The organism is Mesorhizobium sp. NZP2298, from assembly GCF_013170825.1.
Classification (GTDB): Bacteria; Pseudomonadota; Alphaproteobacteria; order Rhizobiales; family Rhizobiaceae; genus Mesorhizobium.
In genome coordinates this window covers 882,497-904,673 of sequence record NZ_CP033365.1, presented here as the reverse complement: position 1 = coordinate 904,673, position 22,177 = coordinate 882,497, and the positions used below count along the sequence as shown (strand labels likewise).

Annotated in this window: 26 protein-coding genes; 12 read left to right on the top strand and 14 right to left on the bottom strand. The window is 64.1% G+C overall.

The annotated features are described in order from the left end of the window. Window positions 1-38: 38 nt before the first annotated feature. Both EB231_RS04270 and EB231_RS04265 read right to left on the bottom strand, forming a co-directional pair. The gene (locus EB231_RS04270; protein WP_172347736.1) at window positions 39-701 is read right to left on the bottom strand and encodes a response regulator; all 663 of its coding nucleotides are present in this window, start codon (window positions 699-701) and stop codon (window positions 39-41) included. Continuing rightward, window positions 698-2,089, bottom strand: a complete 1,392-nt coding sequence (locus EB231_RS04265; protein WP_172347735.1) for a sensor histidine kinase — start codon at window positions 2,087-2,089, stop codon at window positions 698-700. Before EB231_RS04265 ends, EB231_RS04270 begins: the two co-directional genes overlap by 4 nt. A gap of 172 nt (window positions 2,090-2,261) precedes the next feature. On the opposite strand from EB231_RS04265, the gene EB231_RS04260 reads away from it, so the two are divergent. From EB231_RS04260 to EB231_RS04250, 3 genes are all read left to right on the top strand, one after another. Next, on the top strand, window positions 2,262-2,600 hold the full coding sequence (locus EB231_RS04260; protein WP_172347734.1) for a hypothetical protein: 339 nt from the start codon (window positions 2,262-2,264) through the stop codon (window positions 2,598-2,600). A gap of 27 nt (window positions 2,601-2,627) precedes the next feature. Further along, window positions 2,628-3,329 carry a phosphatase PAP2 family protein gene (locus tag EB231_RS04255; protein WP_172347733.1) on the top strand — a complete coding sequence of 234 codons (702 nt, stop codon included), beginning with the start codon at window positions 2,628-2,630 and terminating at the stop codon, window positions 3,327-3,329. A gap of 283 nt (window positions 3,330-3,612) precedes the next feature. Further along, on the top strand, window positions 3,613-3,888 hold the full coding sequence (locus tag EB231_RS04250; RefSeq protein WP_172347732.1) for a helix-turn-helix domain-containing protein: 276 nt from the start codon (window positions 3,613-3,615) through the stop codon (window positions 3,886-3,888). 111 nt (window positions 3,889-3,999) lie between these two features. Here EB231_RS04250 and EB231_RS04245 read toward each other — a convergent pair whose 3' ends face one another. The 3 genes from EB231_RS04245 to EB231_RS04235 all read right to left on the bottom strand — a co-directional run bounded on the left by EB231_RS04245 (window position 4,000) and on the right by EB231_RS04235 (window position 5,953). After that, a complete protein-coding gene (locus EB231_RS04245) occupies window positions 4,000-4,626 on the bottom strand; it encodes a DNA-3-methyladenine glycosylase (protein WP_172347731.1) in 627 nt (208 codons plus the stop codon). Then, complete coding sequence (locus EB231_RS04240) at window positions 4,605-4,985, bottom strand: nuclear transport factor 2 family protein (RefSeq protein ID WP_172352808.1); 381 nt, start codon at window positions 4,983-4,985, stop codon at window positions 4,605-4,607. Before EB231_RS04240 ends, EB231_RS04245 begins: the two co-directional genes overlap by 22 nt. 107 nt (window positions 4,986-5,092) lie before the next feature. After that, window positions 5,093-5,953 (bottom strand): SMP-30/gluconolactonase/LRE family protein, encoded by an 861-nt coding sequence (locus tag EB231_RS04235; RefSeq protein WP_172347730.1) that lies wholly within the window; start codon window positions 5,951-5,953, stop codon window positions 5,093-5,095. A 114-nt stretch (window positions 5,954-6,067) separates the two neighbouring features. On the opposite strand from EB231_RS04235, the gene EB231_RS04230 reads away from it, so the two are divergent. Beyond that, on the top strand, window positions 6,068-6,868 hold the full coding sequence (locus tag EB231_RS04230; protein ID WP_172347729.1) for a helix-turn-helix domain-containing protein: 801 nt from the start codon (window positions 6,068-6,070) through the stop codon (window positions 6,866-6,868). Between the two features lie 110 nt (window positions 6,869-6,978). On the opposite strand, the gene EB231_RS04225 is transcribed toward EB231_RS04230, so the two are convergent. From EB231_RS04225 to EB231_RS04215, 3 genes are read right to left on the bottom strand one after another with little or no spacing between them, the layout of a single operon-like run. Beyond that, window positions 6,979-7,785 carry a YiiX/YebB-like N1pC/P60 family cysteine hydrolase gene (locus tag EB231_RS04225; protein ID WP_172347728.1) on the bottom strand — a complete coding sequence of 269 codons (807 nt, stop codon included), beginning with the start codon at window positions 7,783-7,785 and terminating at the stop codon, window positions 6,979-6,981. 55 nt (window positions 7,786-7,840) lie between these two features. Next, complete coding sequence (locus tag EB231_RS04220; RefSeq protein ID WP_172347727.1) at window positions 7,841-8,785, bottom strand: CHAD domain-containing protein; 945 nt, start codon at window positions 8,783-8,785, stop codon at window positions 7,841-7,843. Continuing rightward, on the bottom strand, window positions 8,782-9,255 hold the full coding sequence (locus EB231_RS04215; RefSeq protein ID WP_172347726.1) for a CYTH domain-containing protein: 474 nt from the start codon (window positions 9,253-9,255) through the stop codon (window positions 8,782-8,784). Before EB231_RS04215 ends, EB231_RS04220 begins: the two co-directional genes overlap by 4 nt. Before the next feature lie 90 nt (window positions 9,256-9,345). Between EB231_RS04215 and EB231_RS04210 the strand changes: the two genes are divergently transcribed. The 4 genes from EB231_RS04210 to EB231_RS04195 are packed head-to-tail and all read left to right on the top strand — an operon-like array spanning window position 9,346 to window position 13,071. Then, the gene (locus EB231_RS04210) at window positions 9,346-10,071 is read left to right on the top strand and encodes a CerR family C-terminal domain-containing protein (RefSeq protein ID WP_172347725.1); all 726 of its coding nucleotides are present in this window, start codon (window positions 9,346-9,348) and stop codon (window positions 10,069-10,071) included. Then, complete coding sequence (locus tag EB231_RS04205; protein ID WP_172347724.1) at window positions 10,068-11,021, top strand: HlyD family secretion protein; 954 nt, start codon at window positions 10,068-10,070, stop codon at window positions 11,019-11,021. Before EB231_RS04210 ends, EB231_RS04205 begins: the two co-directional genes overlap by 4 nt. Beyond that, window positions 11,018-11,938, top strand: a complete 921-nt coding sequence (locus tag EB231_RS04200) for an ABC transporter ATP-binding protein (protein WP_172347723.1) — start codon at window positions 11,018-11,020, stop codon at window positions 11,936-11,938. The genes EB231_RS04205 and EB231_RS04200 overlap by 4 nt, the downstream gene beginning before the upstream one ends. Continuing rightward, window positions 11,935-13,071, top strand: a complete 1,137-nt coding sequence (locus EB231_RS04195; RefSeq protein ID WP_172347722.1) for an ABC transporter permease — start codon at window positions 11,935-11,937, stop codon at window positions 13,069-13,071. Before EB231_RS04200 ends, EB231_RS04195 begins: the two co-directional genes overlap by 4 nt. Before the next feature lie 294 nt (window positions 13,072-13,365). Here EB231_RS04195 and EB231_RS04190 read toward each other — a convergent pair whose 3' ends face one another. Beyond that, on the bottom strand, window positions 13,366-14,349 hold the full coding sequence (locus EB231_RS04190; RefSeq protein WP_172347721.1) for a threonine/serine dehydratase: 984 nt from the start codon (window positions 14,347-14,349) through the stop codon (window positions 13,366-13,368). 223 nt (window positions 14,350-14,572) lie between these two features. Next, window positions 14,573-14,893 (bottom strand): hypothetical protein, encoded by a 321-nt coding sequence (locus tag EB231_RS04185; RefSeq protein ID WP_056576330.1) that lies wholly within the window; start codon window positions 14,891-14,893, stop codon window positions 14,573-14,575. A 176-nt stretch (window positions 14,894-15,069) separates the two neighbouring features. On the opposite strand from EB231_RS04185, the gene mbfA reads away from it, so the two are divergent. After that, window positions 15,070-16,053: an iron exporter MbfA gene (gene mbfA, locus EB231_RS04180; RefSeq protein WP_172347720.1), complete on the top strand. Its 984-nt coding sequence runs from the start codon at window positions 15,070-15,072 to the stop codon at window positions 16,051-16,053. Between the two features lie 20 nt (window positions 16,054-16,073). On the opposite strand, the gene EB231_RS04175 is transcribed toward mbfA, so the two are convergent. Continuing rightward, window positions 16,074-16,418 carry an antibiotic biosynthesis monooxygenase family protein gene (locus EB231_RS04175; protein ID WP_172347719.1) on the bottom strand — a complete coding sequence of 115 codons (345 nt, stop codon included), beginning with the start codon at window positions 16,416-16,418 and terminating at the stop codon, window positions 16,074-16,076. Then, a complete protein-coding gene (locus EB231_RS04170) occupies window positions 16,415-16,747 on the bottom strand; it encodes an NIPSNAP family protein (protein ID WP_140771034.1) in 333 nt (110 codons plus the stop codon). Before EB231_RS04170 ends, EB231_RS04175 begins: the two co-directional genes overlap by 4 nt. A gap of 174 nt (window positions 16,748-16,921) precedes the next feature. Between EB231_RS04170 and EB231_RS04165 the strand changes: the two genes are divergently transcribed. Beyond that, the gene (locus EB231_RS04165; protein WP_172347718.1) at window positions 16,922-17,596 is read left to right on the top strand and encodes an ArsR/SmtB family transcription factor; all 675 of its coding nucleotides are present in this window, start codon (window positions 16,922-16,924) and stop codon (window positions 17,594-17,596) included. Window positions 17,597-17,627: 31 nt separating this feature from the next. Here the strand turns inward: EB231_RS04165 and ligD are convergent, their stop codons facing one another. Together ligD and ku are read right to left on the bottom strand one after the other, a co-directional pair. After that, on the bottom strand, window positions 17,628-20,126 hold the full coding sequence (gene ligD, locus EB231_RS04160; protein WP_172347717.1) for a DNA ligase D: 2,499 nt from the start codon (window positions 20,124-20,126) through the stop codon (window positions 17,628-17,630). An 8-nt stretch (window positions 20,127-20,134) separates the two neighbouring features. Beyond that, on the bottom strand, window positions 20,135-21,004 hold the full coding sequence (gene ku, locus EB231_RS04155; RefSeq protein WP_172352807.1) for a non-homologous end joining protein Ku: 870 nt from the start codon (window positions 21,002-21,004) through the stop codon (window positions 20,135-20,137). A gap of 357 nt (window positions 21,005-21,361) precedes the next feature. On the opposite strand from ku, the gene EB231_RS04150 reads away from it, so the two are divergent. Together EB231_RS04150 and EB231_RS04145 are read left to right on the top strand one after the other, a co-directional pair. Then, entirely contained in the window at window positions 21,362-21,502 is a 141-nt protein-coding gene (locus tag EB231_RS04150) for a hypothetical protein (protein ID WP_013892047.1), read from the top strand. A 179-nt stretch (window positions 21,503-21,681) separates the two neighbouring features. Further along, entirely contained in the window at window positions 21,682-22,155 is a 474-nt protein-coding gene (locus tag EB231_RS04145) for a thiol-disulfide oxidoreductase DCC family protein (RefSeq protein ID WP_172347716.1), read from the top strand. Window positions 22,156-22,177 lie beyond the last annotated feature (22 nt).

Genomic DNA, 22,177 nt, shown 5'->3' with positions numbered 1-22,177 from the left:
CCTCCTCTTGTCCGGCTGTCGCGCGGTTCCGCGATGGCCTACGCGCGGTTCCTGTCTCGGTCGCGCAACTCACGCATCATGAGGGCCGCCTCGGTGCGGTTTCGCACGTTGAGTTTCGACAGCACGCCGGTCATGTGGTGCTTGACCGTCTTCTCCTGCAGCTCCAGGCGCAAGGCAACCTCCTTGTTGCTGAGCCCCTCCGCCACCAACCGCAGGATTTCCGTCTGTCGCTCGGTCAGTTGCCGCAGCCGGTCCGCTTCGCCATTTGCAGGCTGCGGGGACTGGAGATCGGACAGCAGCCGCGCCGACAGCGTCGGCGAAAGATAGCTCTCGCCGGCCGTGACGTTGCGCAGGATGTCGGCGAGTGCGCGCGATCCGACACCCTTGAGGATATAGCCTTGCACCCCGGCATTCAGGGCCTTGGTGACATCGGCATTGGCCTCCGAAACGGTCAGCATGACGATCTTCTGGGCGGGGTGGTTGGCAAGGATGCTTGCAACCGCGGCCAGGCCGCCGCCTGGCATGGAGATGTCGAGCAGCAATATGTCGGGCTGCACCGTCGAGGCGATGCGTTCAGCGTCCTGCGCCGTCGCACCTTCGCCGACGATCTCGAAGCCTCCGATCTCCGACAGGCTGCGCGTCACGCCTTCGCGAAACAGCGGATGATCGTCGACAATAGCGATTCGAATGGCGCCAATCATGCTTGCTCCTCAACCGATAGACTGATTACCAATCGCGTGCCTTGTGCTCCGGTCAAGGTCTGGAACTGGCCACCAATACTTTCAACCCGCTCCCGCAGGCCGGCTAGCCCCAGCCCCTCGACCCGCGCCGGATCGAATCCCGGCCCGCTATCCGACACTTCAACAAAAAGCCGGCCATTCTTCATCCCGGCACGCACTGCCTGATCCTTGGCCCGCCCGTGGCGATACGCATTGTTCAGCCCTTCCTGCACAAAACGATAGATGCTGATCTTCTCGGAGGCGCCGGGTTCGGGCAAATGCTTGGGCACGGTGAGCGTCACCGAGGTTCCCGTCCGGCGCTCATGTTCGTCGACGGCCAGCCGCAATATCTCCTTGGCGGCGGCCGTCTCTATCTGTGGCAGCACAAGGCCGGTGCAGATACCGCGTATTTCGCGCATTGCATCCTCCAGCGTCTTGCGGATCATCGCGACCTCGGTCGAACGGCTCTCGGTCCAATGGCCGTCGTCCGAAAATACCGGGCTGTCCATGCGCAACGCCGCCAGCGCCACGAGTTGCGCCGGCCCGTCATGAAGGTCGGCGCCGATCCGGCGCAGATATCTTTCGTTGAGTGCGGTGGCGCGGCGGGACGCCCGCTGCACACGCTGCCGCAAGGCGCTGTTTTGCGTCACCAGGTCCTGCAGCTCCGACACCTGGTGGCGCAGCGCCCCGCGCTGATCGTCGATGGTGCGGCTGGCGCGCAGGACGATGCCCGACAGCAGCAGAAAAGCCGTCAAGGTGGTGCCGGCCACGACCAGCCAGCTCGACAGCAGCGCGGAAGCCAGCGTGGCCTTGAAATCGCTGGCGACCTCGAAGAACTCGGTGACGGCCACCACATCGCCGGACCAGGGCTCGCGCACGGGATTGTAGATCTCCAGCAAGGGCACGCCGACTGCCTGTTCCTTCGATTCGCCTTCGTCGAATGTATCGAATTGGGCGGTGACGTTGCCCTGGAAGGCGGACCGCAGATTGTCGGTCAGATTGAATCGGCGGCCGATCAAGGCCGCGTCCTTCGCATAGAGCACCGTGCCGTCGCGGCGCCAGAGCCTGAACGAAAGCAGCCGTTTGCCGAGCGCACCCTGGCCGAGCGTCTCGTCGAGCGCCTGCTTGACGGCCTCGCTGAGCTCTTCGCTCTTGCGCAGGTCCGGCAGCAGCGGCGCGATCACGCTGTCGACGTAGAGCGCCGTCGTGGCGGCCGAATTGCGCATGACGCCGTCCCGGATCTGCGTCGTTACCCAGGCGCCGATCACGAGCATGACGGCCAGGAGGCCAAAGCCACCGGCAACGAGGAATTGCAGGGCAAGCGAAAGCTCGCTCCAGCGCCGCGCCAAATTCTGCAGAATACGAATCATAAGCCCCTGACCGCCCCCTCCCCATCGACAGCTGGGCGACATTGGCACATTGAGCCTCAGTCTTGCCGTTGCCAAGACCTTAGTTGGAACGAGGTCGCTTGACGTCTCGAGGCGCTTCGGAAACAAGGTCCGCGGCGCACGCGGCGGCAGCCGCTTCGAAGGGGACGGGACGTTGGGTTTTTCGGGACTGCTGCAGCTTGGCTTTTCAACGGTGATCTTCCTTCTGGCGGCGACCGCCGCCAAGCAATGGGGCCTGGCGCCGAGCCTCGGCAAGATCCTGCTGACGCTCGCTCTCTATTCGCTGGGCAATTTGATCATGCTGCGGCTGATCCGTGAATTCGGCATGTCGGTGTCCTTCAGCCTCTCGGCCGTCATTCAACTGGTCTCGGTCAATGTCGTCGCGCTGGTGTTCTTCGGCGAGCGTGTCAACGCGCTGCAGGCCGCTGGCATCGTGCTGGCGATCGCGGCCGTGGCGCTGATCACGCTCGGGCCCTATCTGCAAGGACGATGACCAAATGAAGGCTGCGGCACCGATCGGATGAAAGACACTGTAAGCACTCTGCTCAACCGGATCGAATTCCCGGTCCTGCTGGCCGGCCTTGTAATCGCCGGTGGGCTTTGGGGCTTCGAGGAGTTGATGGAGGTGGCGCGCGCCACCACGCCACACGCCTTCGACACCGAAATCCTGCTTGCCTTCCGCCAGGCGGGCCAACCCGGTATTCCAATCGGCTCGCCATGGCTGGAGGGGGCGATGCGCGACATCACCAGCCTTGGCAGCGCCAGTGTACTGGTGCTGATCACGGCGGCAACGATCATCTATCTGCTGTTGATCCGCAGGCCTGGGATCGCGCTTCTCATCTTCGTCGCGGTGGCGGGTGGCCAGCTTCTGTCGAGCCTGCTGAAGGTCGGCGTCGACCGGCCGCGGCCCGAGCTCGTCTCGCATTTGGTCAGCGAGACGTCGCTTTCCTTCCCGAGTGGCCACGCCATGCTGTCGGCGGTGACCTATCTCACGCTCGGTTCGCTCGCGGCGCGCTTCCTGCATGGCCGCGCGACGAAGATATACGTCCTGTCCCTCGCCGTGCTGACGACGGTGCTGGTCGGCGTCAGCCGCATCTATCTCGGCGTCCATTGGCCGTCGGATGTGTTGGCGGGCTGGTGTGCGGGCTTCGCCTGGGCGATGCTATGCTGGTTGGTGGCGCGGTTCCTGCAGCGGCGCAAGGTGGTGAGCGACGATAGCTGATGGCGCCTGACCGCGCCCTTTTGGCTTGCCCTCAGATCAATCTGTTGATCAGGTGTCCACCACAGCCCGCCAGCGCCAGAACCATTGACAGCAAGCATGCCGATGTCACCAGAGCCTTGAAAATGTTCAACCGCGTTACCCCCTGCCTCAGATGAACAACATCCTAGCTTGCAATCCTCGGGAAGTATGGACAATCGGCGACGGTGCGTAAGCCTCGAGGATTCATGCTGATGCTTGAAACATCATGCGTCATTTCCGCGGACGCAGACATGGGCTCCGGCCGATGATCACTGCCGCGCAGATGCGTGCCGCAAGGGCCCTGGCCGGCATCGACCAGAAGACGCTCGCCGAGCGCGCGGGCGTTTCGCTTCCAACCATCCAGCGCATGGAAGCGAGCAATGGCGTGGTCCGTGGCGTGGTCGATACGCTGATGAAGGTCATCCAGGCGCTCGACGAGGCCGGGGTGGAGCTGATCGGCGAGAACCAGGCCAGCGAGCGCGGCGGCAGGGGCGTGCGCCTCAAGCCCGCCGCACCGCCGGCGTCAGGCGGCCGCTGGTGACCTAAGCCGCCTCGATCCGCGACGCGCCGGCGCAACTGGCGGGGAAGTGAGAGGAGCGGTTCCCATCGCGTCCAGCTTCCTTTCAACGCAGGAGGGCGGCTGGCCGGCGTCTCATCGGTTGAGCGATCTCGGCCCGCTGACGAACGGGCTACCCCTGAGATAGAATCGCAGCAGGCGGTCGGCATCCTTCGAAATGCCGATCCTGATGCCCTGCCCGATCTCGCCGGGGTCCTGGGCATCGCCTGCGAGCCATAAAGGCCCTTTCTGGCAGAGGTCGAGCCCGTCGAGCGAACGATCGATCCGCAGTGCCGAGGCAAGCCTTCCCGGCCCGCGCGCCAGGTCACGCAAGCGCTCGACGCCACGGTTCCGCCGCATGATGGCGATGCCTTCGAGCGGTTCCAGTGCCCGGATCAGGACACCGGTGCCGATCCCCTGCCCCTCGCTCGAGACGTTCAGCATCATGGAGGTGCCATAGGCGAGATAGACGTAGGCATGGCCGCGCTCGAGGAACAGCGAGCGGTTGCGCGGGGTCATTCCCCTGAAACCATGCCCGGCGGTGTCGCCGACGACATAGGCCTCGGTCTCGACGATGCGGCCGCTGACAATGCCTTCGGGCAACGCTCGCATCACCAGCTTGCCGATCAGGAAGCGGGCGAGAGCGACGGTCTCGTTCGGCAGTTCCGCACGGGCGATCGGCGGATGATTTTCCCCACGGCTCACAATATCCGCTCGGCCCATTGTGCCCGCGAGGGTCCCGGCTCGAATGGATCGCTGAAATACTGGGTCTCGCGCGCCACCTTGCCGTCCAGGAACTCCATGATGCTGACGGTATAGGATGGCTGCCCGTCATAGGTCAGGACATATTCGGTGACCCAGAGGTCATCCTTGCCGACGATCCGCCGCACGGTGAAGCGCTTGCGGTTCGGCTGCGCGGCGCGGGACGACTGGATGTTGCGCCGTCCGCGGATGCGCTCGCCCGATTGCGGATAGTCGAGCACCGCATCCTCCCGGTAGATCTGGTGTTCCGTCTCGAAGTCACCTGCGTCGGAAGCCGCCCAGTGGTGATCCAGGGCCGTCCGGATGTCCCCGTCTTCCATGGCAAAGTCTTCCATGGCAAACCTCCATCGCCGTCGATGACCCTTCCTACCACGGTCCATCGACGGCTGTTAGCGAAGGTCGCGGCTCGGCCCCGAGGCGCCGTTTCTCAGTCGAGCTTCAGCGCCGCCACCTCGCCATCGTTCATCAGCGGCACATAGAGGATCGACTTGCCGTCGGTGCCGATGTCGGCGCTGCCCGGCTTGAAATGCGCCACCGCTTCCGGCGCGCCGCCAGCCTTGTAGCGGTAAAGCGTGCCGGTCATGTAGGCGGTGGCGTAGATTGTGCCGCCAATAGCGACGACGCCGTCGAGGTCGGCGAATCTCTGCGCGCCTGGCAGCGGCGAAACCACCTTGCTGGCGAGGTCGATGGCGAGCAGCCCGCCCGGCTCCGCCGTGCTGAAGTCGGGCTTGATGCCCTTGCCCCAGGAGGCCACGATCAGCCGGCCGCCATCGGCGAAGACGCCGTTGGGCGAAGCCAGCATCGCATCCCTGACGAACAGCTCCGGCCTGTCGCCGTCGATGCGGTAGATCGTATCGGCCAGCATGTCGCTGACATAGACCCTGCCCGCTTGATCCGAGGTCATGTCGTTGAGGAAGACGGCATTCGGAACCACGATGCTGTTGATCAGCCTGCCGCTGGCGAGGTCAACGACGCGGACCTTGGTGATGTCGGCGACATAGAGCTTGCCGCCCGATATCGCCAGGCCCTTGGGCGCGTCCATGCCGTCGGTCCAGTGCTGGGTGACGATCTTGCCGTCCAGGGACAGCACTGACAAATAGCCGTTGCCGTCGGCATCGCCCGGGTTGCCGACGATGTTGGAGACGATGATGCGATTGTTGGGGGCGTCGAGCAGCGCCGATTCCGGTTGTTCGAGGCCCGTTGCGCGCCAGAGTTCACCGGCCTGGACCGCTGGTGCGGCCGCGATGCCGATGGTGGCGACCAAGGCTGAGATGATGAGGCGTTTCATGGCTGTTCTCCTGTGATGACAGGCGGTGAGCTAGGATTTTCGATACTTTTCGAAAAGCCTGATTGCCGCTAGTATCGAAAATCGATACGAAATTGCCGGCAAGAGATGCATCCCATGAACGGTCTGATCTTCGAGGCGCTGAAGCGGACATTGAAGGCGAAGGGCGTCACCTATCGCGAGCTGGCCGATCGCATGGGCGTTTCCGAGCCGACGGTGAAGCGCATCTTCCACGAGCGCAACTGCAAGCTCGACCGGCTGGTGGAGATCTGCGCCGCAGCCGGCGTCGAGCTGGAAAACGTGCTCGGCTCGATGAACCGGGGGCCGGGCCCGGTCAACCACATTGCGCCGGAGATCGAGCGCCGGCTGGCCGGCCGACCGGCGCTGCTGTTCATCTTCGTCATGCTGTCGGAAAAGTTCACGCCGGAAGGCATCATGCGCTCGCAGGGCCTGAGCGAAGCCTCGATGTTCCTCTATCTGCGCGATCTCGAGGAACTGGGACTGATCGCGCTCGGCCGGGGCCTCACGGCAAGATTGCTGGTCGAAACGCCGATCCAGTGGAACTTCGAAGGGCCGCTCAGGCCGCTGTTCGAGATGACCAACAAGAACTTCATCGGCTGGGCCATCACCCATATCGAGAAGGAGGCGACCTTCGTCAGCTTCTCCAGGCGGATGCGGCCGGAGACGGCCGAGATGGTGCGGCGCGAAGCGGAAGACCTTGCCGAGCGCGCCAAATTGCTGGCTCACCACGACCAGCATACGACGCCCGAGGACGGGCTCACCGGTTACAAATGGACGTTCGCCTTTGGGGCGACGCCGTTTCCCGCGATCATGCCGATCGGCCCGCACCCGCGCGATGCCGGGGCGCGGATGCCTGAGCCGCCCGCCGCAAAAGGACGACGCCCGCTTCCAGCTTGAAAGGACTGCTGAAGCGCGTCGCGTCGAAGCCGGTTCATGCGACGTGCTTCAGGTCTTGTTCCATGCATGTCGTCTTCCCAAACCTGGGGTCGCTTTTGGGGCGACACGCATTATTCAGCGGCTTTCGTCTCCGCGCTGGCAGCCTTGTCGTCCCAGACCATTTGCTGGTAGTCGAAACCATATTCCAGCGTCGGCTTGACGATGCGGAAGAACGGCGACAAGTCGAAGTCGCGCGGCGTGTAGAGCGAGTGGTGGCGAATGTGCAGGATTTCCTTGCGCATATAGCTCGACTGCGCCGAGGCGCGGCCCGGCGCACGGGTGATCTCGGGCAGGATCGGGTAGTGGATCCGGCCATAGGCCTCGGCGATGAGCGAGGAGCAGATGGCGCGGGTCGGGTCGCCGGAGCCGAAGGCCAGCATGCGCCGGCGCCAGCGCACCGGCACCGGAGGCGTCGGCAGGAAATAGCGCAGCATGTCGAAAATGTTCTTGAGGTCGTATTTCAGGCCAAGCTTGCCGATCATGAAGGCGACGACCCTGTCGCGGTCCTCCGGCGTCAGCCCGCTCGCCCGGCAGATGCGGGTGTTGTAGGTGCGGTAGCGCGACAAGGGTACCGCCACGCAGCCTTCGCCGAGCGTGACCTCGATCAACCGCCGCCGCTCTGTTCCGTCCTCCGGTTCGGCCAGCGCGTCGCCGACATAGAAGGCCGCATGCGACCATGTCGACTGGGTGAGGTACTTGATCGCCGCCGAGATCTTCTGGTTGCCCTCGATCAGCAGGATGTCGCCGGGTTCCAGCGTGCGGCGCAGTGTTTCAGGGTCCGACGGCGTGTAGGGTTCATAGCCGGAGGACTCTTCCTGCAACCGGCCGGCGAGCCAGCGGCCAAGGCGGTCCAGGAGCGTGTCGCCGGGCTCGGTCATGATGGAGCGTGACTAGCACACGCCGGCGGGGAAGTGCCAGCGTGCCGGCGCTTCGTCAGCCGGCGGAAGCGCTTGTCTCGTCGCGCTGCGCCGGACTGGCCAGATCGTCGCGCGCGTTGCGGGCCAGCTTCTTGGTCGAATGCTTGGGGCTGTCGCCGAACAGCTCGCCCGCCTCGGCAAGACATGACTTTCTCAAGCTCTTCTCCGAGCGCTTCATGAGCTTGCCAAGAAGTTTCGTGTCCTCGGGCGGGCCAAGCGGCTCGTCGTCCGCCTCGAGCAGCGTGCGCATGACGAACAGATCATGCAGTTCGCCGAGCCGTTCGCCCAGTTCATCGACCGCCTTGCGCCGCGCCTTGATCGGCGTCGGCCAGAGCCTGCCCAGCAGCGAGAGGTGCATGCCATGCGTCTTGGCCGCCTTGCGCAAATCGTGGAAATCATTGGCCTCGCCGCGCGCGCCGGCCCTGTCGAGCGCCTTCCTGGCACGGCGCAAGGTGACGCGGGCGCCTTCGGCGAGCACGTCGGCCGCCTGTTCCGGCTGGTCGGGCAGGGCGAGGCTTTCGATCCGCTTCATGCCGTCTTCGCAGGCGGCGGTCGCCGCGCCGATTGCCGCTTCAAGGCCGGAGCCTTCATGCAGATCGTGCTGACGGGCGATCAGCCTGTCGCGCACGGCATCGAGCCCGCCATCGGCGCTCTCCTTGGGAAAAGCAGCCGCCAGCCGGTCGATTGTCTCGATCAACGCCGTCGCCTCGCGCGGGCCGGCAAGCAGCGCCGCCACGTTGCGATAGCACTGATTCTCCGTCGTGCAGAATGTTTCGTCTCCGGAATGAACCAAGCGCAACAAGGCACGCGCGCCCTTCAGCCGCTTGCGGCATTTGTGCAGCCCCTGTTCCGGCCGGCTGCGCGCCGCATCCAGATGCTGGAGCGCCTTGCCGATTTCCTCGGCGAGGATGCGCCTGACCTCGCCGGTCAGCGGCAGGCGCGGGTCGATACGAAAGCTCATGCGGCGATCTCCGGTATCCCCCCGAGGGCGAGCGACGCGTTGTAGAATTTCTGCTCGCCGGTGACTTCACGGCCGAGCCAGTCAGGCAGCATTTCGTCCGGCACGTCTTCCGGCGTCTCGAGTTCGGCCACCACAAGTCCCGCGAGTGCACCGCCAAAGACGTCGACTTCATAGAGATAGCCGCGATGCCTAACATGGTGACGTGTCTTCTCGATGACACGTCCGATGGCGAAGTCCAGCATCTCCAAGGCATCGGCGAGCGGGATTGGATATTCGAACTCGTCGCGCTCGCGCGCGCCGCTGCCGAATTTGAGCGTCAGCTTGGCGGACGCGCCGTCGCTGATGCGAATGCGCACGGTCCGCCCAGGCGCCGCGGCAAGATAGAACTGGAGAATGCGGATATCCGCCTCGACCAGCTCCCGCCATGCGGTGCTGGAGACCAGGAACTTGCGCTCGACTTCCTTGCCCATGGCCGCGCACTAAAGCGTTTGCCGCGGGCGATGGCAAGACAAGCCAGAACACAAGTTGACTTTAATCAATCGATTGATTAAAGTCTTGCCATGATCAAAATCCCCGCCGCCAAAAGTCCCCGCCGCGAGACCTCTCCGGCGGATCTGACGCGCACCGCACTCGTGCGGGCGGCGCTGAAACTGTTCAGCCGGCAGGGTTTCGACGGGACCTCGACCCGTGAGATCGCTGCGGAGGCGCAGGCCAATATCGGGTCGATCGCCTATCATTTCGGCGGCAAGGAAGGCCTTCGCGCCGCCGCCGCCGACTATATCGTCGAAACCATCCAGACGGTTGCCGGCCAGGCGCTGGGCAGCGCCCAGGCCGCGGCGGCAAACGATCCGGAGTCCGCGCGCTTGCTGCTCTTCGGGGCGCTGGAGCGGATGGTCGGCTTCATCGTGGCGCAGCCGCAGGCCGGCGAGATCGTGCAGTTCGTCCTGCGCGAACTGTCGCATCCGACAGCAGCCCTCGACCGCATCTATGACGGCGTGTTCGAGCCGACGCATCGCCGGCTGTGTCTGATCTGGGAGCAGGCGACCGGCGAGCCGGCCGAAAGCGAGCGGACCCGGCTCACCGTGTTCACGCTGATCGGCCAGGTCATCTATTTCCGCATCGGCCGCGAGGCGGTGATGCGCCGCATGGGCTGGCACGACATCGGCGCCGCCGAGGCGGCCAAGGTGGTGTCCGCCGTTTCAGACAATCTCAGCGCCATACTGGCCGCCCGAACGGGATCAAAACCCCCAATGGGATCAAAACCCAAAATGGGGTTAAGAAAATGAGTTTTCTCTGCTCCTTGCCGCTTGCCGCCCAGCTCTTCGGTGCCTGTGCCCCCGCCGCGCCGCTCGCCGTCGGCTATGTCGAAGGCGACTATGTGCTGCTGGCGCCCATCGAGGTAGCACAGGTCGATACGGTTACCGTGAAGCGCGGCGATCGCGTCACGCCGGGCACGCCCGTGGTGACGCTGGAAAGCGCCGACGCCAGGATCGCGGTGGCGCAAGCCGAAGCCGGCCTTGCGCAGGCGCAGGCGCAACTCGCCGATCTGCAGGTCGGCAAGCGGCCGGAAGAGATCGCCGTGCTGAAGGCCGAGGTCGACATGGCGAGAGCCCAGGCGGCCGACGCCAAGCGCAAATACGACCGCGCCGCCGATCTGTTCAAGCGTGGCGCTGGCACGCAAGCCGACTACGACACCGCCTCGGCGACGCTGGAGACGGCCAACGCCCAAGTTGGCCAGGCCGAGGCCAATCTCGCCGTCGGCGGGCTGCCGGCGCGCCCCGAGACGATCAAGGCCGCCGACAACCAGGTCAAGCAGGCGCAGTCGACGCTGGAGCAAGCGCAGTGGCGATTGTCGAAACGGGTGCTTGCGGCGCCCTCGCCTGGCCGCGTCAACGACGTCATCCGCAATCCCGGCGACACCGCCGGCCCGACCGCGCCGGTCATCTCGATGCTGCCTGACGGCGCGGTGAAGCTCAGCGTCTACATACCGGAGGCCGCCTTCTCCTCGGTCAGGATCGGCAGCCTGCTCAACGTTCATTGCGACGGCTGCGGCGGTGGTGTGAAGGCGCGGGTCAGCTATGTCTCGCCCGATCCCGAATTCACCCCGCCGGTGATCTATTCGCTCGAGAACCGGCAGAAGCTGGTCTATCTGGTCGAGGCCCGCCCGGAGGGCGATGCCGGCCCGCTGCAGCCCGGCCAGATCGTCGACGTCGATCTTGCGGAACCGGCAAAATGAACGCCATCGACGTTCACGGCTTGGTCAAGCGCTTCGGCGACAAGACCGTCGTCGACCACGTGACGATGTCGGTCGCCGAGGGCGAGATCGTCGGGTTTCTCGGCCCCAACGGCTCGGGCAAGACCACCACCATCCGCATCATGTGCGGCCTGCTGACGCCGGACGAAGGCGAAGGCACGGTGCTGGGTTTCAACATCCGCACGGAATCGCTCAGGATCAAGCGTGAAGTCGGCTACATGACGCAGAAATTCTCGTTCTACGAGGATCTGACGATCGGCGAGAACCTCGAATTCGTGGCGCGGCTCTACCGGCTGAAACCGGTCGAGGAGTATGTCGCCAGGACACTGGAGGAACTCGGCCTCACCACGCGCCGCAACCAGCTGGCCGGCACGCTGTCCGGCGGCTGGAAGCAGCGGCTGGCGCTCGCCGCCTGCATCATGCACAAGCCGAAGCTGCTTTTGCTCGATGAGCCGACGGCCGGTGTCGACCCGAAGGCACGGCGCGAATTCTGGGACGAGATCCATCGTCTCGCCAGCGGCGGGCTCACCGTGCTGGTCTCCACCCACTACATGGACGAAGCCGAGCGCTGCCACCGCATCAGCTACATCTCCTACGGCAAGATGCTGGCCACCGGCACCGTCGCCGAAGTGGTCAGGAATGCCGGCCTGACGACGTTCGTGGTGCAGGGTCCGCGGCTGGCCAAGGTGGCTGAAGAGCTGCAGGGCCGCGCCGGCGTCGACCAGGTGGCACCCTTCGGCGCGACGCTGCATGTCGTCGGTTCCGACAGGAAGAAGCTCGAAGCAGCGCTTGCCGATGTCGAGAAGGAGCACGAGGGCGTAACGGTCGCGCCGGGCGAAACCAGCCTGGAGGACGTCTTCATCCAGTTCATGTCGGGGTCGAAGGACAACATGGCATGAACAGCATCTTCTCCTTCGCCAGGCTTGGCGCGCTGCTGATCAAGGAGTTCATCCAGATGCGGCGCGACCGCATCACCTTCGCCATGATGCTCGGCGTTCCGCTGCTGCAGCTGGTGCTGTTCGGCTTTGCCATCAACAACGATCCGAAGGGCTTGCCGACGGCGCTGGTGGCGATGAGCAACGACCAGTACACGCGCGCCATGGTCTCGGCGCTGCAGGTGACGGGTTACTATCGTTTCGACCATGTCACCCAGAGCGCCGAGGAGGCGGAATTCCTGATGGCGCGCGGCGACGTTTCCTTCGTCGTCACCATCCCGGCCGACTTCGCCAAGCGTGTCGAGCGCGGCGACAATCCGCAGATCCTGATCGAGGCGGACGCCACCGATCCCTCGGCGGCGAGCGGCGCCATTTCCACGCTGAGCAAGGTGGCGAGCCAGGCGTTGCTGCGCGCCCAGGGCATGCAGGCGGCCGCCGCCGAGAATGCCAGGCAGCAGCTGCAGGTGGTGGTACACCAGCGCTACAATCCCGAAGGCATTTCGCAATACAACATCGTGCCCGGCCTGCTCGGCGTCATCTTGCAGATGACCATGGTGATGATGACTGCCATGGCACTGACCCGCGAAACCGAGCGCGGCACGATGGAGAACCTGCTCGCCATGCCGTCCAGCCCGGCCGAGATCATGCTGGGCAAGGTGCTGCCCTTCCTTGTCGTCGGCGCGGTGCAGGTCGCGGTGGTGCTGGTGGCGGCGAAGCTCTTGTTCGATATCCCGTTCGTCGGCAGCCTGACGCTGCTGTTGTCGTCGGTGCTTGTCTTCGTGCTGTCGCTGGTCCTGCTCGGCTATACCATCTCGACCATGGCCCGCTCGCAGATGCAGGCCATGCAGCTGACCTTCTTCTTCTTCCTGCCGTCCCTGCTCTTGTCCGGCTTCATGTTCCCCTATCGCGGCATGCCGGGCTGGGCCCAGGCGCTGGGCGAAATCTTCCCGCTGACGCATTTCCTGCGCATCACCCGCGCGGTCATGCTGAAGGGCGCCGATTTCCACGCCATCGCCACCGAGATCGGCTGGCTGGCCGTGTTCGTGCTGGTCTTCGCGGGCACCGCGCTCTTGCGCTTCAGGCGCACGCTGGACTGACCGGCGCTCACACGAAGCCTCCGAAAAGTTTGGCGGCACCGCCGCGTAACCTGGGTTACGCGGCGGGCCGTTTACGGGCACGGATGGGAGATCGTGCACGTGACCGCGGTCACGACCGAGAGCTTCTCGCGCTTCATCAGCCGTGGCTTTTCGTAGGTCTTTTTCATCCTGTCACCTGTCCCAACGAACCATGATCGCCAATGACGACGGCTGGATCGTAAGACGGCGTCCGATCACCCGCATCTCCCGTACGGCAGATGCGCTGATAGCGGGCATGGCGCAGGGGACAAGCGGTCAGGCCGCCGCCATGATCCCGGCATAGGTGCCGAAATCGACATTGCCGCCGGACAGCACCACGGCAACACTTTTGCCGGACAGTTCGATCTCGCCCGACGACAGCGCCGCCAGCGCCACGCAGCCGCCGGGCTCGACCACCAGCTTCAGATAGGCCATGGCATCGCGCATCGCCTGTGCCGTCGCTGTGTCGGAGACGGCAATGGCGCCGGCGAGGTTCTTGCGGTTGATCTCGAACGTCATCACCCCCGGCTCGGCCGTCAGGATCGCGTCGCAGATCGAGCTGTGGCCCGCTTCGTTGGAAACCCGGGCGTCGGCGGCGAGCGAGCGGCGCGTATCGTCGAAATGCTCGGGCTCGACCGCCCAGACCGCTGTGCCGGGCGAGGCATCCTTGACCGCGACCGAAATGCCGCTCGACAGGCCGCCGCCACCGCAGGGGATCAAGACGGCGTCGAGGCTGACGCCGAGCGCCTTGGCCTGCCGCATCAGTTCAAGGCCGATCGTGCCTTGCCCGGCAATGATGGCAGGATCGTCGAAGGGCGGCACCAGCACCATGCCCTTGTCGATATAGGGGCGAACCACGGTCATGCGGTCATCGCGAAAGCGGTCGAAGGGCACCACCTCCGCCCCCATCTTGCGGACATTGCCGATCTTCATCGCCGGCGCGTCCGCCGGCATGGCGATGACCGCCTTGATGCCGAACATGGCGGCCGAAGCGGCGACCCCTTGCGCATGATTGCCCGACGAGAAGGCGACGACGCCACGGCTGCGTTCCGCCTCGCTCAGCGACGACAGCTTGTTGTAGGCGCCGCGGAACTTGAACGAACCGGTGCGCTGCAGCGTCTCCGGTTTGAAAAGGACGCGGCCGCCGAAGCGCTTGTTCAGCTCCTGCGATTCGATCAAGGGGGTTTCGACGATCAGGCCGGAAAGGCGGGCCGCGGCGGCGTGGATGTCGGCGATGCCGGGTGGGTTGGTGGCGGTCATGCGAGGTCCAGTGGAAGAGAGGGTCTTCTCATGATGCGCGCAAACAGCCGTGGCGCACCATCGAAAAAATGTGACCGTTACAATGTTGGCGGGTATCGCCGGGGACATTGTCTCAAGCGTCTCGGCAATCACCCCCTTCGGCCGGCTGGCCAGAGGGGGTGATATCCCGGCGACATCGCCATGCTCCGCGTCTCTCGGAGCCGTCCGGCCGGGGACCGGGTTTTCACCCAAGCAACGTCCGCTGCCTTTTGGTTCCGCCCAGCTTGCGCCAATTGTTGAAGCGGTGGGTGGCGGCGGCAAAGGAGATCTTCATCTGCTGGGCGACCGAATAGCGCGACTTGCCTTCGTCGAACATGCGGTAGCAGCACTCGACCCCTTCCTCGGTCAGCTTGCCGTCGGGGGCCTTGTTGTGCGGGTTGGCGGGGTCGAACTTTTCGATCTGCTGCTCGACCAGGCCCTTCAGGCGCTGCAGATCGGCCTCGATGCCGGCGATGAGATCGAGAACGGGTTTCGGGTCGAAATGCTGCGGGTGCGGCTTCGTCATGCGCATGCTCCTCATTCTTGTCTTAGGTTCAGCTATATAGGTGAATCTTTGCCAATAATAAAGAAACGGGGCCGCTCGAGCGCTTCAACAATTCTCGAACCCGTGACCTCGGCGCGATTGACCCGGAGCGTGTCAAACCCTAGTTTAGAATTATTCTAAACTAGGGTCATTTCCTCATGCTTTCCCGTGTTTTCGGCTTCGGCCGCCGCTCCTTCGAATCGCTCTCCGAACAAGAAATCCTGGCGTTGGCCATTTCATCCGAGGAAGATGATGGCCGCATCTATCGGGCCTATGCCGACGGGCTGGCGGAAAGCTTCCCGCAATCGGCAAAGGTGTTCGAGGAGATGGCCGAGGAGGAGGACGGCCATCGCGACTCCCTGATCGAACTCTTCCGCAAGCGTTTCGGCGAGCGCATTCCGCTGATCCGGCGCGAACATGTGAAAGGCTATTTCGAGCGCAAGCCCGACTGGCTGGTGAGGCCGCTCGGCATCGAGCATGTGCGCCGCCAGGCCGAGGCGATGGAGCAGCAGGCCTACTTGTTCTACGTCGAGGCGGCAAAGCGCACCACCGATGCCTCGACGCGTAAACTTCTCGACGACCTCGCTATAGCCGAACAGGGTCACGAGACACTGGCGCAGCGGCTGGAGCAGAAGCATGTGCCCGGCGACGTGAAGGATGAAGAGGCCGCCGCCGAGCAGCGCCAGTTCATCCTGACTTATGTGCAGCCGGGCCTGGCCGGCCTGATGGACGGTTCGGTGTCGACGTTGGCGCCGATCTTCGCCGCTGCCTTTGCCACGCATGACACCTGGCAGACCTTCCTGGTCGGGCTTGCCGCGTCGATCGGCGCCGGCATCTCCATGGGTTTTACTGAAGTCGCTTCCGACGACGGCAAGCTCTCGGGCCGCGGCTCGCCGATAAAACGCGGCATCACCACCGGCGTCATGACATCAGCCGGCGGTCTGGGCCACGCATTGCCCTATCTCATTCCGCATTTCTGGACGGCGACGGCCGTTGCCGCTGTGGTGGTGTTCTTCGAATTGTGGGCCATCGCCTTCGTCCAGAACCGCTACATGCAGACGCCCTTCCTGCGCGCCGCCTTCCAGGTGGTGCTGGGCGGTGCGCTGGTGTTCGCGGCGGGGGTGCTGATCGGGAATGCTTGAGCGCTGCCGCGCCAAGCCACTCACCCATTCACCGCCCGGCTGTCCGCCGGCGCCTCGTCCCTTTCGGCCAGCCCGTAATCGCGCACCACATGCGCGATGCGCAGCCGATAGCCGGCAAAGATGCCGCCGCGGCCCGCCTGTTGAGCCTGCCGGTGCTCTTCGGTGTTGCGCCAGGCCTTCACCGCGTCCTCGTCGCGCCAGAACGACAGCGACAGGATTCGGTTCGGGTCGGCGAGACTCTGAAAGCGCTCGATCGAGATGAAGCCGTCAATGCCTTCGAGCAAGGGGCGCAGCTTGGCGGCGATCCCGAGATAGGCATCGCGTTTGCCTTCCGCCGGTTCGACCTCGAAGATGACGGCGATCACGGCAGCACCAGCTTCGCATGGGGCCCGGAGACGTGTTTCAGGAACATGCGGTCCTCCTTGAGGATGAATCTTTCGCGGCGAGCGAACTCATAGTTTGCCTTGCCGGCGGGATCGGCGGCAAGCCGCGCGCGATAGGCCTCGTAGGCGGCCAGGCTTTCAATGTTGTAGGCGGCGTAGGCCGTCGTCGCCGAACCCTCATGCGGTGCGTAATAGCCGATCAGATCGGCGCCGCAGCGCGGAATGGCCTGGCCCCAGTTGCGGGCATATTCCTCGAAGGCGGCCTTGCCGAACGGGTCGATCTCATAGCGGATGAAGCAGGTGATGGTCATGGTCGGCTCCCTGGGGTCTTGCATCGACGCTTCGAGCGCGGTCGAAACGTCATACGCATCGATGTGCTAGGCAGTTTAGGGCGTCAGGAGCCATCGTCGCTTGCGTCGCCGGCTCCTTGAGCTGAGGCCAGATTAGTGGTTATCTCACAAGGATGCTTCGACAAGGATCAAACCATGCGTGAAGGACCTGATATCTCGCGCATCGCCAGCCTGGTCGGCGATCCGGCCCGCGCCAACATGCTCAGCGCGCTGATGGGCGGCACGGCGCTGACGGCGAGCGAACTGGCGCTGGAGGCCGGCGTCTCCTTGCCGACCGCCAGCTCGCATTTGTCGAAATTGATGGAGGGTGGGTTGCTGACCTTGGCCAGCCAGGGCAGGCATCGCTATTACGGCCTCGCCGGTCCGCAGGTCGCGGGCATGATCGAAGCCATCACCGGTGTGGCGGAAGCCGTTGGCCCCAAGCGCGTGCGGCCGGGTCCGCGTGACGCGGCGATGCGCGTCGCCCGCGTCTGCTATGACCACCTCGCCGGCGAGCAGGCGGTGGCGATGCTCGACCGCCTTGTCGAGAAAGACATCCTGCTGCGCGACGACAGGGGGATCAGGCTAGGTCCGTCGGCGGCATCGCATTTTTCCGCCATGGGCATCGATGTCGATCCCAGGCCGCGCCGGCCGGTCTGCCGCGCCTGCCTCGACTGGAGCGTGCGCCGCTCGCATCTCGCCGGCAAGCTGGGCGCCGCCATCCTCGACAAGATCCTTCTGGAAAAATGGGCACGCCGCGAAAAGGACAGCCGCGCGGTCATCTTCTCGCCGCCGGGCAAGCAGGCGTTTGAGAGGGCGTTTTTGAGCTGAGGGGCCTACCTCGTCCACACCTCCGTCGGGCTCACCCCCGCTTCAATATCTTCCCCTGCCTGAAAAAATCCGCCCACGGATCGGCTTGCGCCAACTGTTTCAGCGTCGTCTTGTCGCCGATCGGGAACGCGTTCGGCGCCAGCCCGGCCTCGATTTCGGTCCAGGTCACCGGCATCGACACGGTAGCTCCCTTCTTGGCCCTCGACGAATAGGGTGCGACAGTCGTCGAGCCGCGGCCGTTGCGCAGATAGTCGACGAAGATCTTCCCGGTGCGCGCCTTCTTCGACAGCGTCGCCGTGTAGCGGTCAGGAGCGCCCTGTTCGAGCGCCTTGGCGAAATCATGGGCGAAGGTTTTTACCGCATCCCAATCCGCCGAGGGCTTCAGCGGCACCAGCACGTGATAGCCCTTGCCGCCCGATGTCTTGACGAAATTCGGCAGCGACAGCTCGTCGAGCTTGCCCCTGATGTCGAGCGCCGCCTCGCGCACCGCTTTCACGTCGACGCCCTCATCGGGGTCGAGATCGAAGATGATCTGGTCCGGCTGTTCGAGCTTGTCGATCATGCATCCCCAGATGTGGATCTCGACCACGCCGTACTGGACGAGCGCCGCGACCCCGTCGAAATCCCGCACGAACAGGATTTCCTCGCCATCGGTCGGATCCTTCATCCGGGCTATCTTGTCGCTCATGCCGGCCGAGGCGTGTTTCTGGAAGAAGCGTGGCCCGCCGACGCCGTCCGGCGCCCGCACCAGGCTGACCGGACGGTTGACGACGAACTGCTCCATGCGCGGCCAGACCTCTGCGTAATGGTCGAGCAGACCTTGCTTGGAGATTTTTTCATCGGGCCACAGCAGCTTGTCGGGGTGGGAGAGCTTGACGGTGGTCGTTACCGCCCCGGCGGATTTGCCGGCGCCGCTTGACGACGACTTGGCCTTGCCTGTCGCTGCCTTGGGCTTTTCCTGCACAACGTCCTCCGCCGGCTTGTCCTCGCGCAGCCCCTGGAACGAGGCATGGCGTATTATACGGTCCGAGGTCCAGCTGCGAAACTCCACCTCGCCGACAAGCTCCGGCTTGACCCAGACCAGACCCTTGCCCTTCGGCACGGCCTTGTCGAAAGGCGAATCCTTGGCCTTCAGCGCATCGAGTTTCGTCTTCAGCTCCGTCGCACCCTTGGCGGAGAAGCCGGTGCCGACACGCCCGGCATAGTGTAGTTTGCCGCCCTCATAGTAGCCGACCAGCAGCGAGCGCAGCCCGCGCCCGGTCTTGTCCGACGGCAAATAGCCGCCAATGACGAATTCCTGCCGCGCCGTGCATTTCGACTTCACCCATGTCGGGCCGCGCCCGCTGCGATAGGGCGCATCGGCACGCTTCGAGACGACGCCTTCCAGCCCCATCCGGCAGGCATGCTCCAGCATGATCTTGCCGGGCTCGGAAAAGTGGTCGGAGAAACGCACCGCCGGGTTCTCGGACTGCGTGCCGAGCAGCTCCTGCAAGGCCTGCTTGCGCTCGACCAGCGGTTCGGCGCGCAAATCCTTGCCGTCGAGGCGCATCAGGTCGAACACATAATAAATGAAGCGATTTGTCCGCTTTGCCGACAAATCCTGCTGCAGCAAGGCGAAGGAAGAGACGCCGCTGTCGGCCAGCACGACGATCTCGCCGTCGATGATGGCATCGCTGCATTTCAGGCCGGCGAGTTCGGTGACGATTTCGCCGCCGAATTTCTCTGTCCAGTCGAGTCCGGTGCGGGTCAAGAGCCGCACATCGGTACCTGCGATCTGCGCCTGCATGCGATAGCCGTCGAATTTCACTTCGTGCAGCCAGTCCTTGCCCGGCGGCGCATCCCGTTCGAGTGTCGCCAGCTGCGGTTCGATGAAGTCGAGTTTCCGGGCGGCCGCCTTCGCGTTGCCGGTCGCCGGTTTGTTCGAATGCCAGACGTCGGGCTTTCGGCCTTTCGCCGTCTTGCCTTCGCCGATCTCCTCGATCGTCAGGCCGGACTTCACCGATTGCGGCGCCTCCTTCAGTATATCCTCGCCCGGGCGCGCCGCGGCATCGTCCGATTTGATCAGCAGCCAGTTGTCGCGCTTTTCGCCCGGACGCGGTTTCAGCCTGACCAGATGCCACAGCCCATGCAGCTTGTGGCCCTTGAGCTCGAAGTTGATATGGCCTTTCTTCATCGCCTTGGCCGGGTCGGTCTCGGGCACCCATGTCCCTTCGTCCCAGACGATGACCGAGCCGCCGCCATATTCGCCTTTGGGGATCGTGCCCTCGAACGGCGCATAGTCGATCGGGTGGTCCTCGACATGGACGGCCAGCCGCTTCTCATGCGGGTCCAGGCTTGGGCCACGTGTCACCGCCCAGCTCCACAGCACGCCGTCATGTTCCAGCCGAAGGTCGTAATGCAGCCTCGTCGCCGCATGCTTGTGGATGACGAAGATGCCGCCCTCGCTTTTCCCGGTCCGCGCGATCTTGCCGGCCGGTTCCGAGGTCTTCTTGAAATCGCGCTTGGCGTTATATCGCTCGAGGCCGGCCATTTGTTTCCTCAGGCCGATTTGCGCTTGGGCGCGGCCGCTTTCGGCTTGGCGCGCTTGGCCACCGGTTTGGCCTTCGCGGACGACGCTTTCGTGGAGCCTGAATCCGACGAAAGGCTCTTCTTCAGCGCATCGAACAGGTTGACGACGTTCGAGGGTTTGGGCGCCGCCTGGGCCTTGGGCGCTTTCTTGCCGGCCTTCTTGGCGCGGATCAGTTCGAGCAGCGCGTCCTCATATTTATCGTCGAATTTCGACGGATCGAACTTCGCTTTCTTCTTGTCGATGATCAGTTCGGCCAGATCGGTCATCTCCTGGTCGGTCTTCACCGCCTTGATCTCGCCGAACACACTGTCCGGCTGGCGCACCGTGTTGTCGTAGCGCAGCGTCGTCAGCACCATGCCCTTGCCGAGCGGCTCGATGACCACGGGGCGTTCCCGGCTATAGAGCACGATGCGCGCCAGCCCGGCCATCTTCTTGCCTGCCATGGCATCGCGGATCACGGCGAAAGCCTCCTCCGACACCTTGTCGGCCGGCGCGACATAATAGGGCGTATCGAGATAGATCTGCTGGATCGAGGCTTTGTCGACGAAACCGTCCAGGTTCATCGTGTGCGAGGATTCGATCTGCACCGCCTCGATCTCGTCCTCGTCGATATGGACGAAATCGCCATCGTCCAATTCATAGCCTTTGATCTCGTCGCCATCGGCAAGCGGCTTGCCGGTTTGCGCATCGACATAGATGCGCTTCACCGTGTTGCCGGTCTTGCGATTGAGAATCCGGAACGAGACGCGCTCCGTATGGGTGACGACATTGGTCAGTTCGACGGCACAAGTGACCAGCGAAAGCTTCAGATAGCCCTTCCAGGCTGGACGTGGTGCCATGACGAACTCCCGTGGTGACAGGTCGAGAACGAGCAAGTTCCATTCCAGTTCCAACCGCACGCTGCTGCGCAAGCCATCGCCCTGGGCTCCGCGCACGAAAATTTCCCGCGTTGGCTGGAAGTTGAAACAGAACCGCGCGCAGGCGACATTCAAACGAAACATATGTGATGCAAAAGTCACACTCGGCGGAATGGCGACAAAAGGCATGGAAACACCCCGAATCAGCCGCATTCCGGCCACGAAGCAACGGGTTTTCGACCAGAAATTAACATCACGTTCACCGACTATTCACGCCTCGATGCTATCATTCGCGCAATTCGGAAGGGACATCCGAAAATCGGGACAGGGACGGGTAAAATGAACTTCCTAACGCACCTCATCGGCTATGCCGCCGCCATCCGCGAATTCGTCGCGCCGACCTATCGGCCCGAGCGCTACTACATGCGCGGCCCGGGTCCGGCTTGCGCCCGTCGCGGCACCTCGCTGGGCGCGCACTGATCATGACGTTCGAGAGCCGCCACAACAGCCGGATCTGCCGGCCAGGTGCCAACTCCCGCGCCACCACCTATCGCGCCGAGCGTCCGGCTTTCGCCGACGAGCGGCGTGCGACAATGCCGCGTCTTTGATGCCGCCTCCGGCTGGCTTAGTGTCTCCGGACACGAGCAGCCGAGGCCAGCGTGACCGACCTTTCCCAGTCAAGTCCGTCCCCGTCCAATCGGCCCAACCCAAGCCGTCCCTCTGAACCCTTCGATACAAACCATCCGCTGATCGTCTTCGACGGCGTGTGCCTGCTGTGCTCCGGCTTCGTGCGCATGGTGGTCAGGCTCGATCGCCAGGACCGCTTCCGCTTCGCCACCGCTCAATCGCCCTTCGGCGAAGCGCTGTTCCGGCAATATGGGCTGCGCACGGACGCTTACGAAACCAATCTCGTCCTTGTCGATGGCGCGGCCTTCACGCGGCTGGACAGCTTTGTCGCCGTGATGTCGGAACTTGGCTGGCCGTGGCGGGCGGCCAAGGTGCTGTTGCTGCTGCCGAGACCGCTGCGCGACTGGCTGTATGATCGCATCGCCAAAAATCGCTACGCCCTGTTCGGCAGGAGGGACAGGTGTGACGTGCCGTCGGCCGAACTGCGCGGTCGCCTGATTGGCTGATGCATGTCGCCCAACAACGGCA

Coding starts and splice junctions, on each gene's coding strand:
- EB231_RS04270 (WP_172347736.1), bottom strand. CDS start 701: ATGATTGGCGCCATTCGAATCGCTATTGTCGACGATCATCCGCTGTTT.
- EB231_RS04265 (WP_172347735.1), bottom strand. CDS start 2,089: ATGATTCGTATTCTGCAGAATTTGGCGCGGCGCTGGAGCGAGCTTTCG.
- EB231_RS04255 (WP_172347733.1), top strand. CDS start 2,628: ATGAAAGACACTGTAAGCACTCTGCTCAACCGGATCGAATTCCCGGTC.
- EB231_RS04250 (WP_172347732.1), top strand. CDS start 3,613: ATGATCACTGCCGCGCAGATGCGTGCCGCAAGGGCCCTGGCCGGCATC.
- EB231_RS04245 (WP_172347731.1), bottom strand. CDS start 4,626: ATGGGCCGAGCGGATATTGTGAGCCGTGGGGAAAATCATCCGCCGATC.
- EB231_RS04240 (WP_172352808.1), bottom strand. CDS start 4,985: ATGGAAGACGGGGACATCCGGACGGCCCTGGATCACCACTGGGCGGCT.
- EB231_RS04235 (WP_172347730.1), bottom strand. CDS start 5,953: ATGAAACGCCTCATCATCTCAGCCTTGGTCGCCACCATCGGCATCGCG.
- EB231_RS04230 (WP_172347729.1), top strand. CDS start 6,068: ATGAACGGTCTGATCTTCGAGGCGCTGAAGCGGACATTGAAGGCGAAG.
- EB231_RS04225 (WP_172347728.1), bottom strand. CDS start 7,785: ATGACCGAGCCCGGCGACACGCTCCTGGACCGCCTTGGCCGCTGGCTC.
- EB231_RS04220 (WP_172347727.1), bottom strand. CDS start 8,785: ATGAGCTTTCGTATCGACCCGCGCCTGCCGCTGACCGGCGAGGTCAGG.
- EB231_RS04215 (WP_172347726.1), bottom strand. CDS start 9,255: ATGGGCAAGGAAGTCGAGCGCAAGTTCCTGGTCTCCAGCACCGCATGG.
- EB231_RS04210 (WP_172347725.1), top strand. CDS start 9,346: ATGATCAAAATCCCCGCCGCCAAAAGTCCCCGCCGCGAGACCTCTCCG.
- EB231_RS04205 (WP_172347724.1), top strand. CDS start 10,068: ATGAGTTTTCTCTGCTCCTTGCCGCTTGCCGCCCAGCTCTTCGGTGCC.
- EB231_RS04200 (WP_172347723.1), top strand. CDS start 11,018: ATGAACGCCATCGACGTTCACGGCTTGGTCAAGCGCTTCGGCGACAAG.
- EB231_RS04195 (WP_172347722.1), top strand. CDS start 11,935: ATGAACAGCATCTTCTCCTTCGCCAGGCTTGGCGCGCTGCTGATCAAG.
- EB231_RS04190 (WP_172347721.1), bottom strand. CDS start 14,349: ATGACCGCCACCAACCCACCCGGCATCGCCGACATCCACGCCGCCGCG.
- EB231_RS04185 (WP_056576330.1), bottom strand. CDS start 14,893: ATGACGAAGCCGCACCCGCAGCATTTCGACCCGAAACCCGTTCTCGAT.
- mbfA (WP_172347720.1), top strand. CDS start 15,070: ATGCTTTCCCGTGTTTTCGGCTTCGGCCGCCGCTCCTTCGAATCGCTC.
- EB231_RS04170 (WP_140771034.1), bottom strand. CDS start 16,747: ATGACCATCACCTGCTTCATCCGCTATGAGATCGACCCGTTCGGCAAG.
- EB231_RS04165 (WP_172347718.1), top strand. CDS start 16,922: ATGCGTGAAGGACCTGATATCTCGCGCATCGCCAGCCTGGTCGGCGAT.
- ligD (WP_172347717.1), bottom strand. CDS start 20,126: ATGGCCGGCCTCGAGCGATATAACGCCAAGCGCGATTTCAAGAAGACC.
- ku (WP_172352807.1), bottom strand. CDS start 21,004: ATGGCACCACGTCCAGCCTGGAAGGGCTATCTGAAGCTTTCGCTGGTC.
- EB231_RS04150 (WP_013892047.1), top strand. CDS start 21,362: ATGAACTTCCTAACGCACCTCATCGGCTATGCCGCCGCCATCCGCGAA.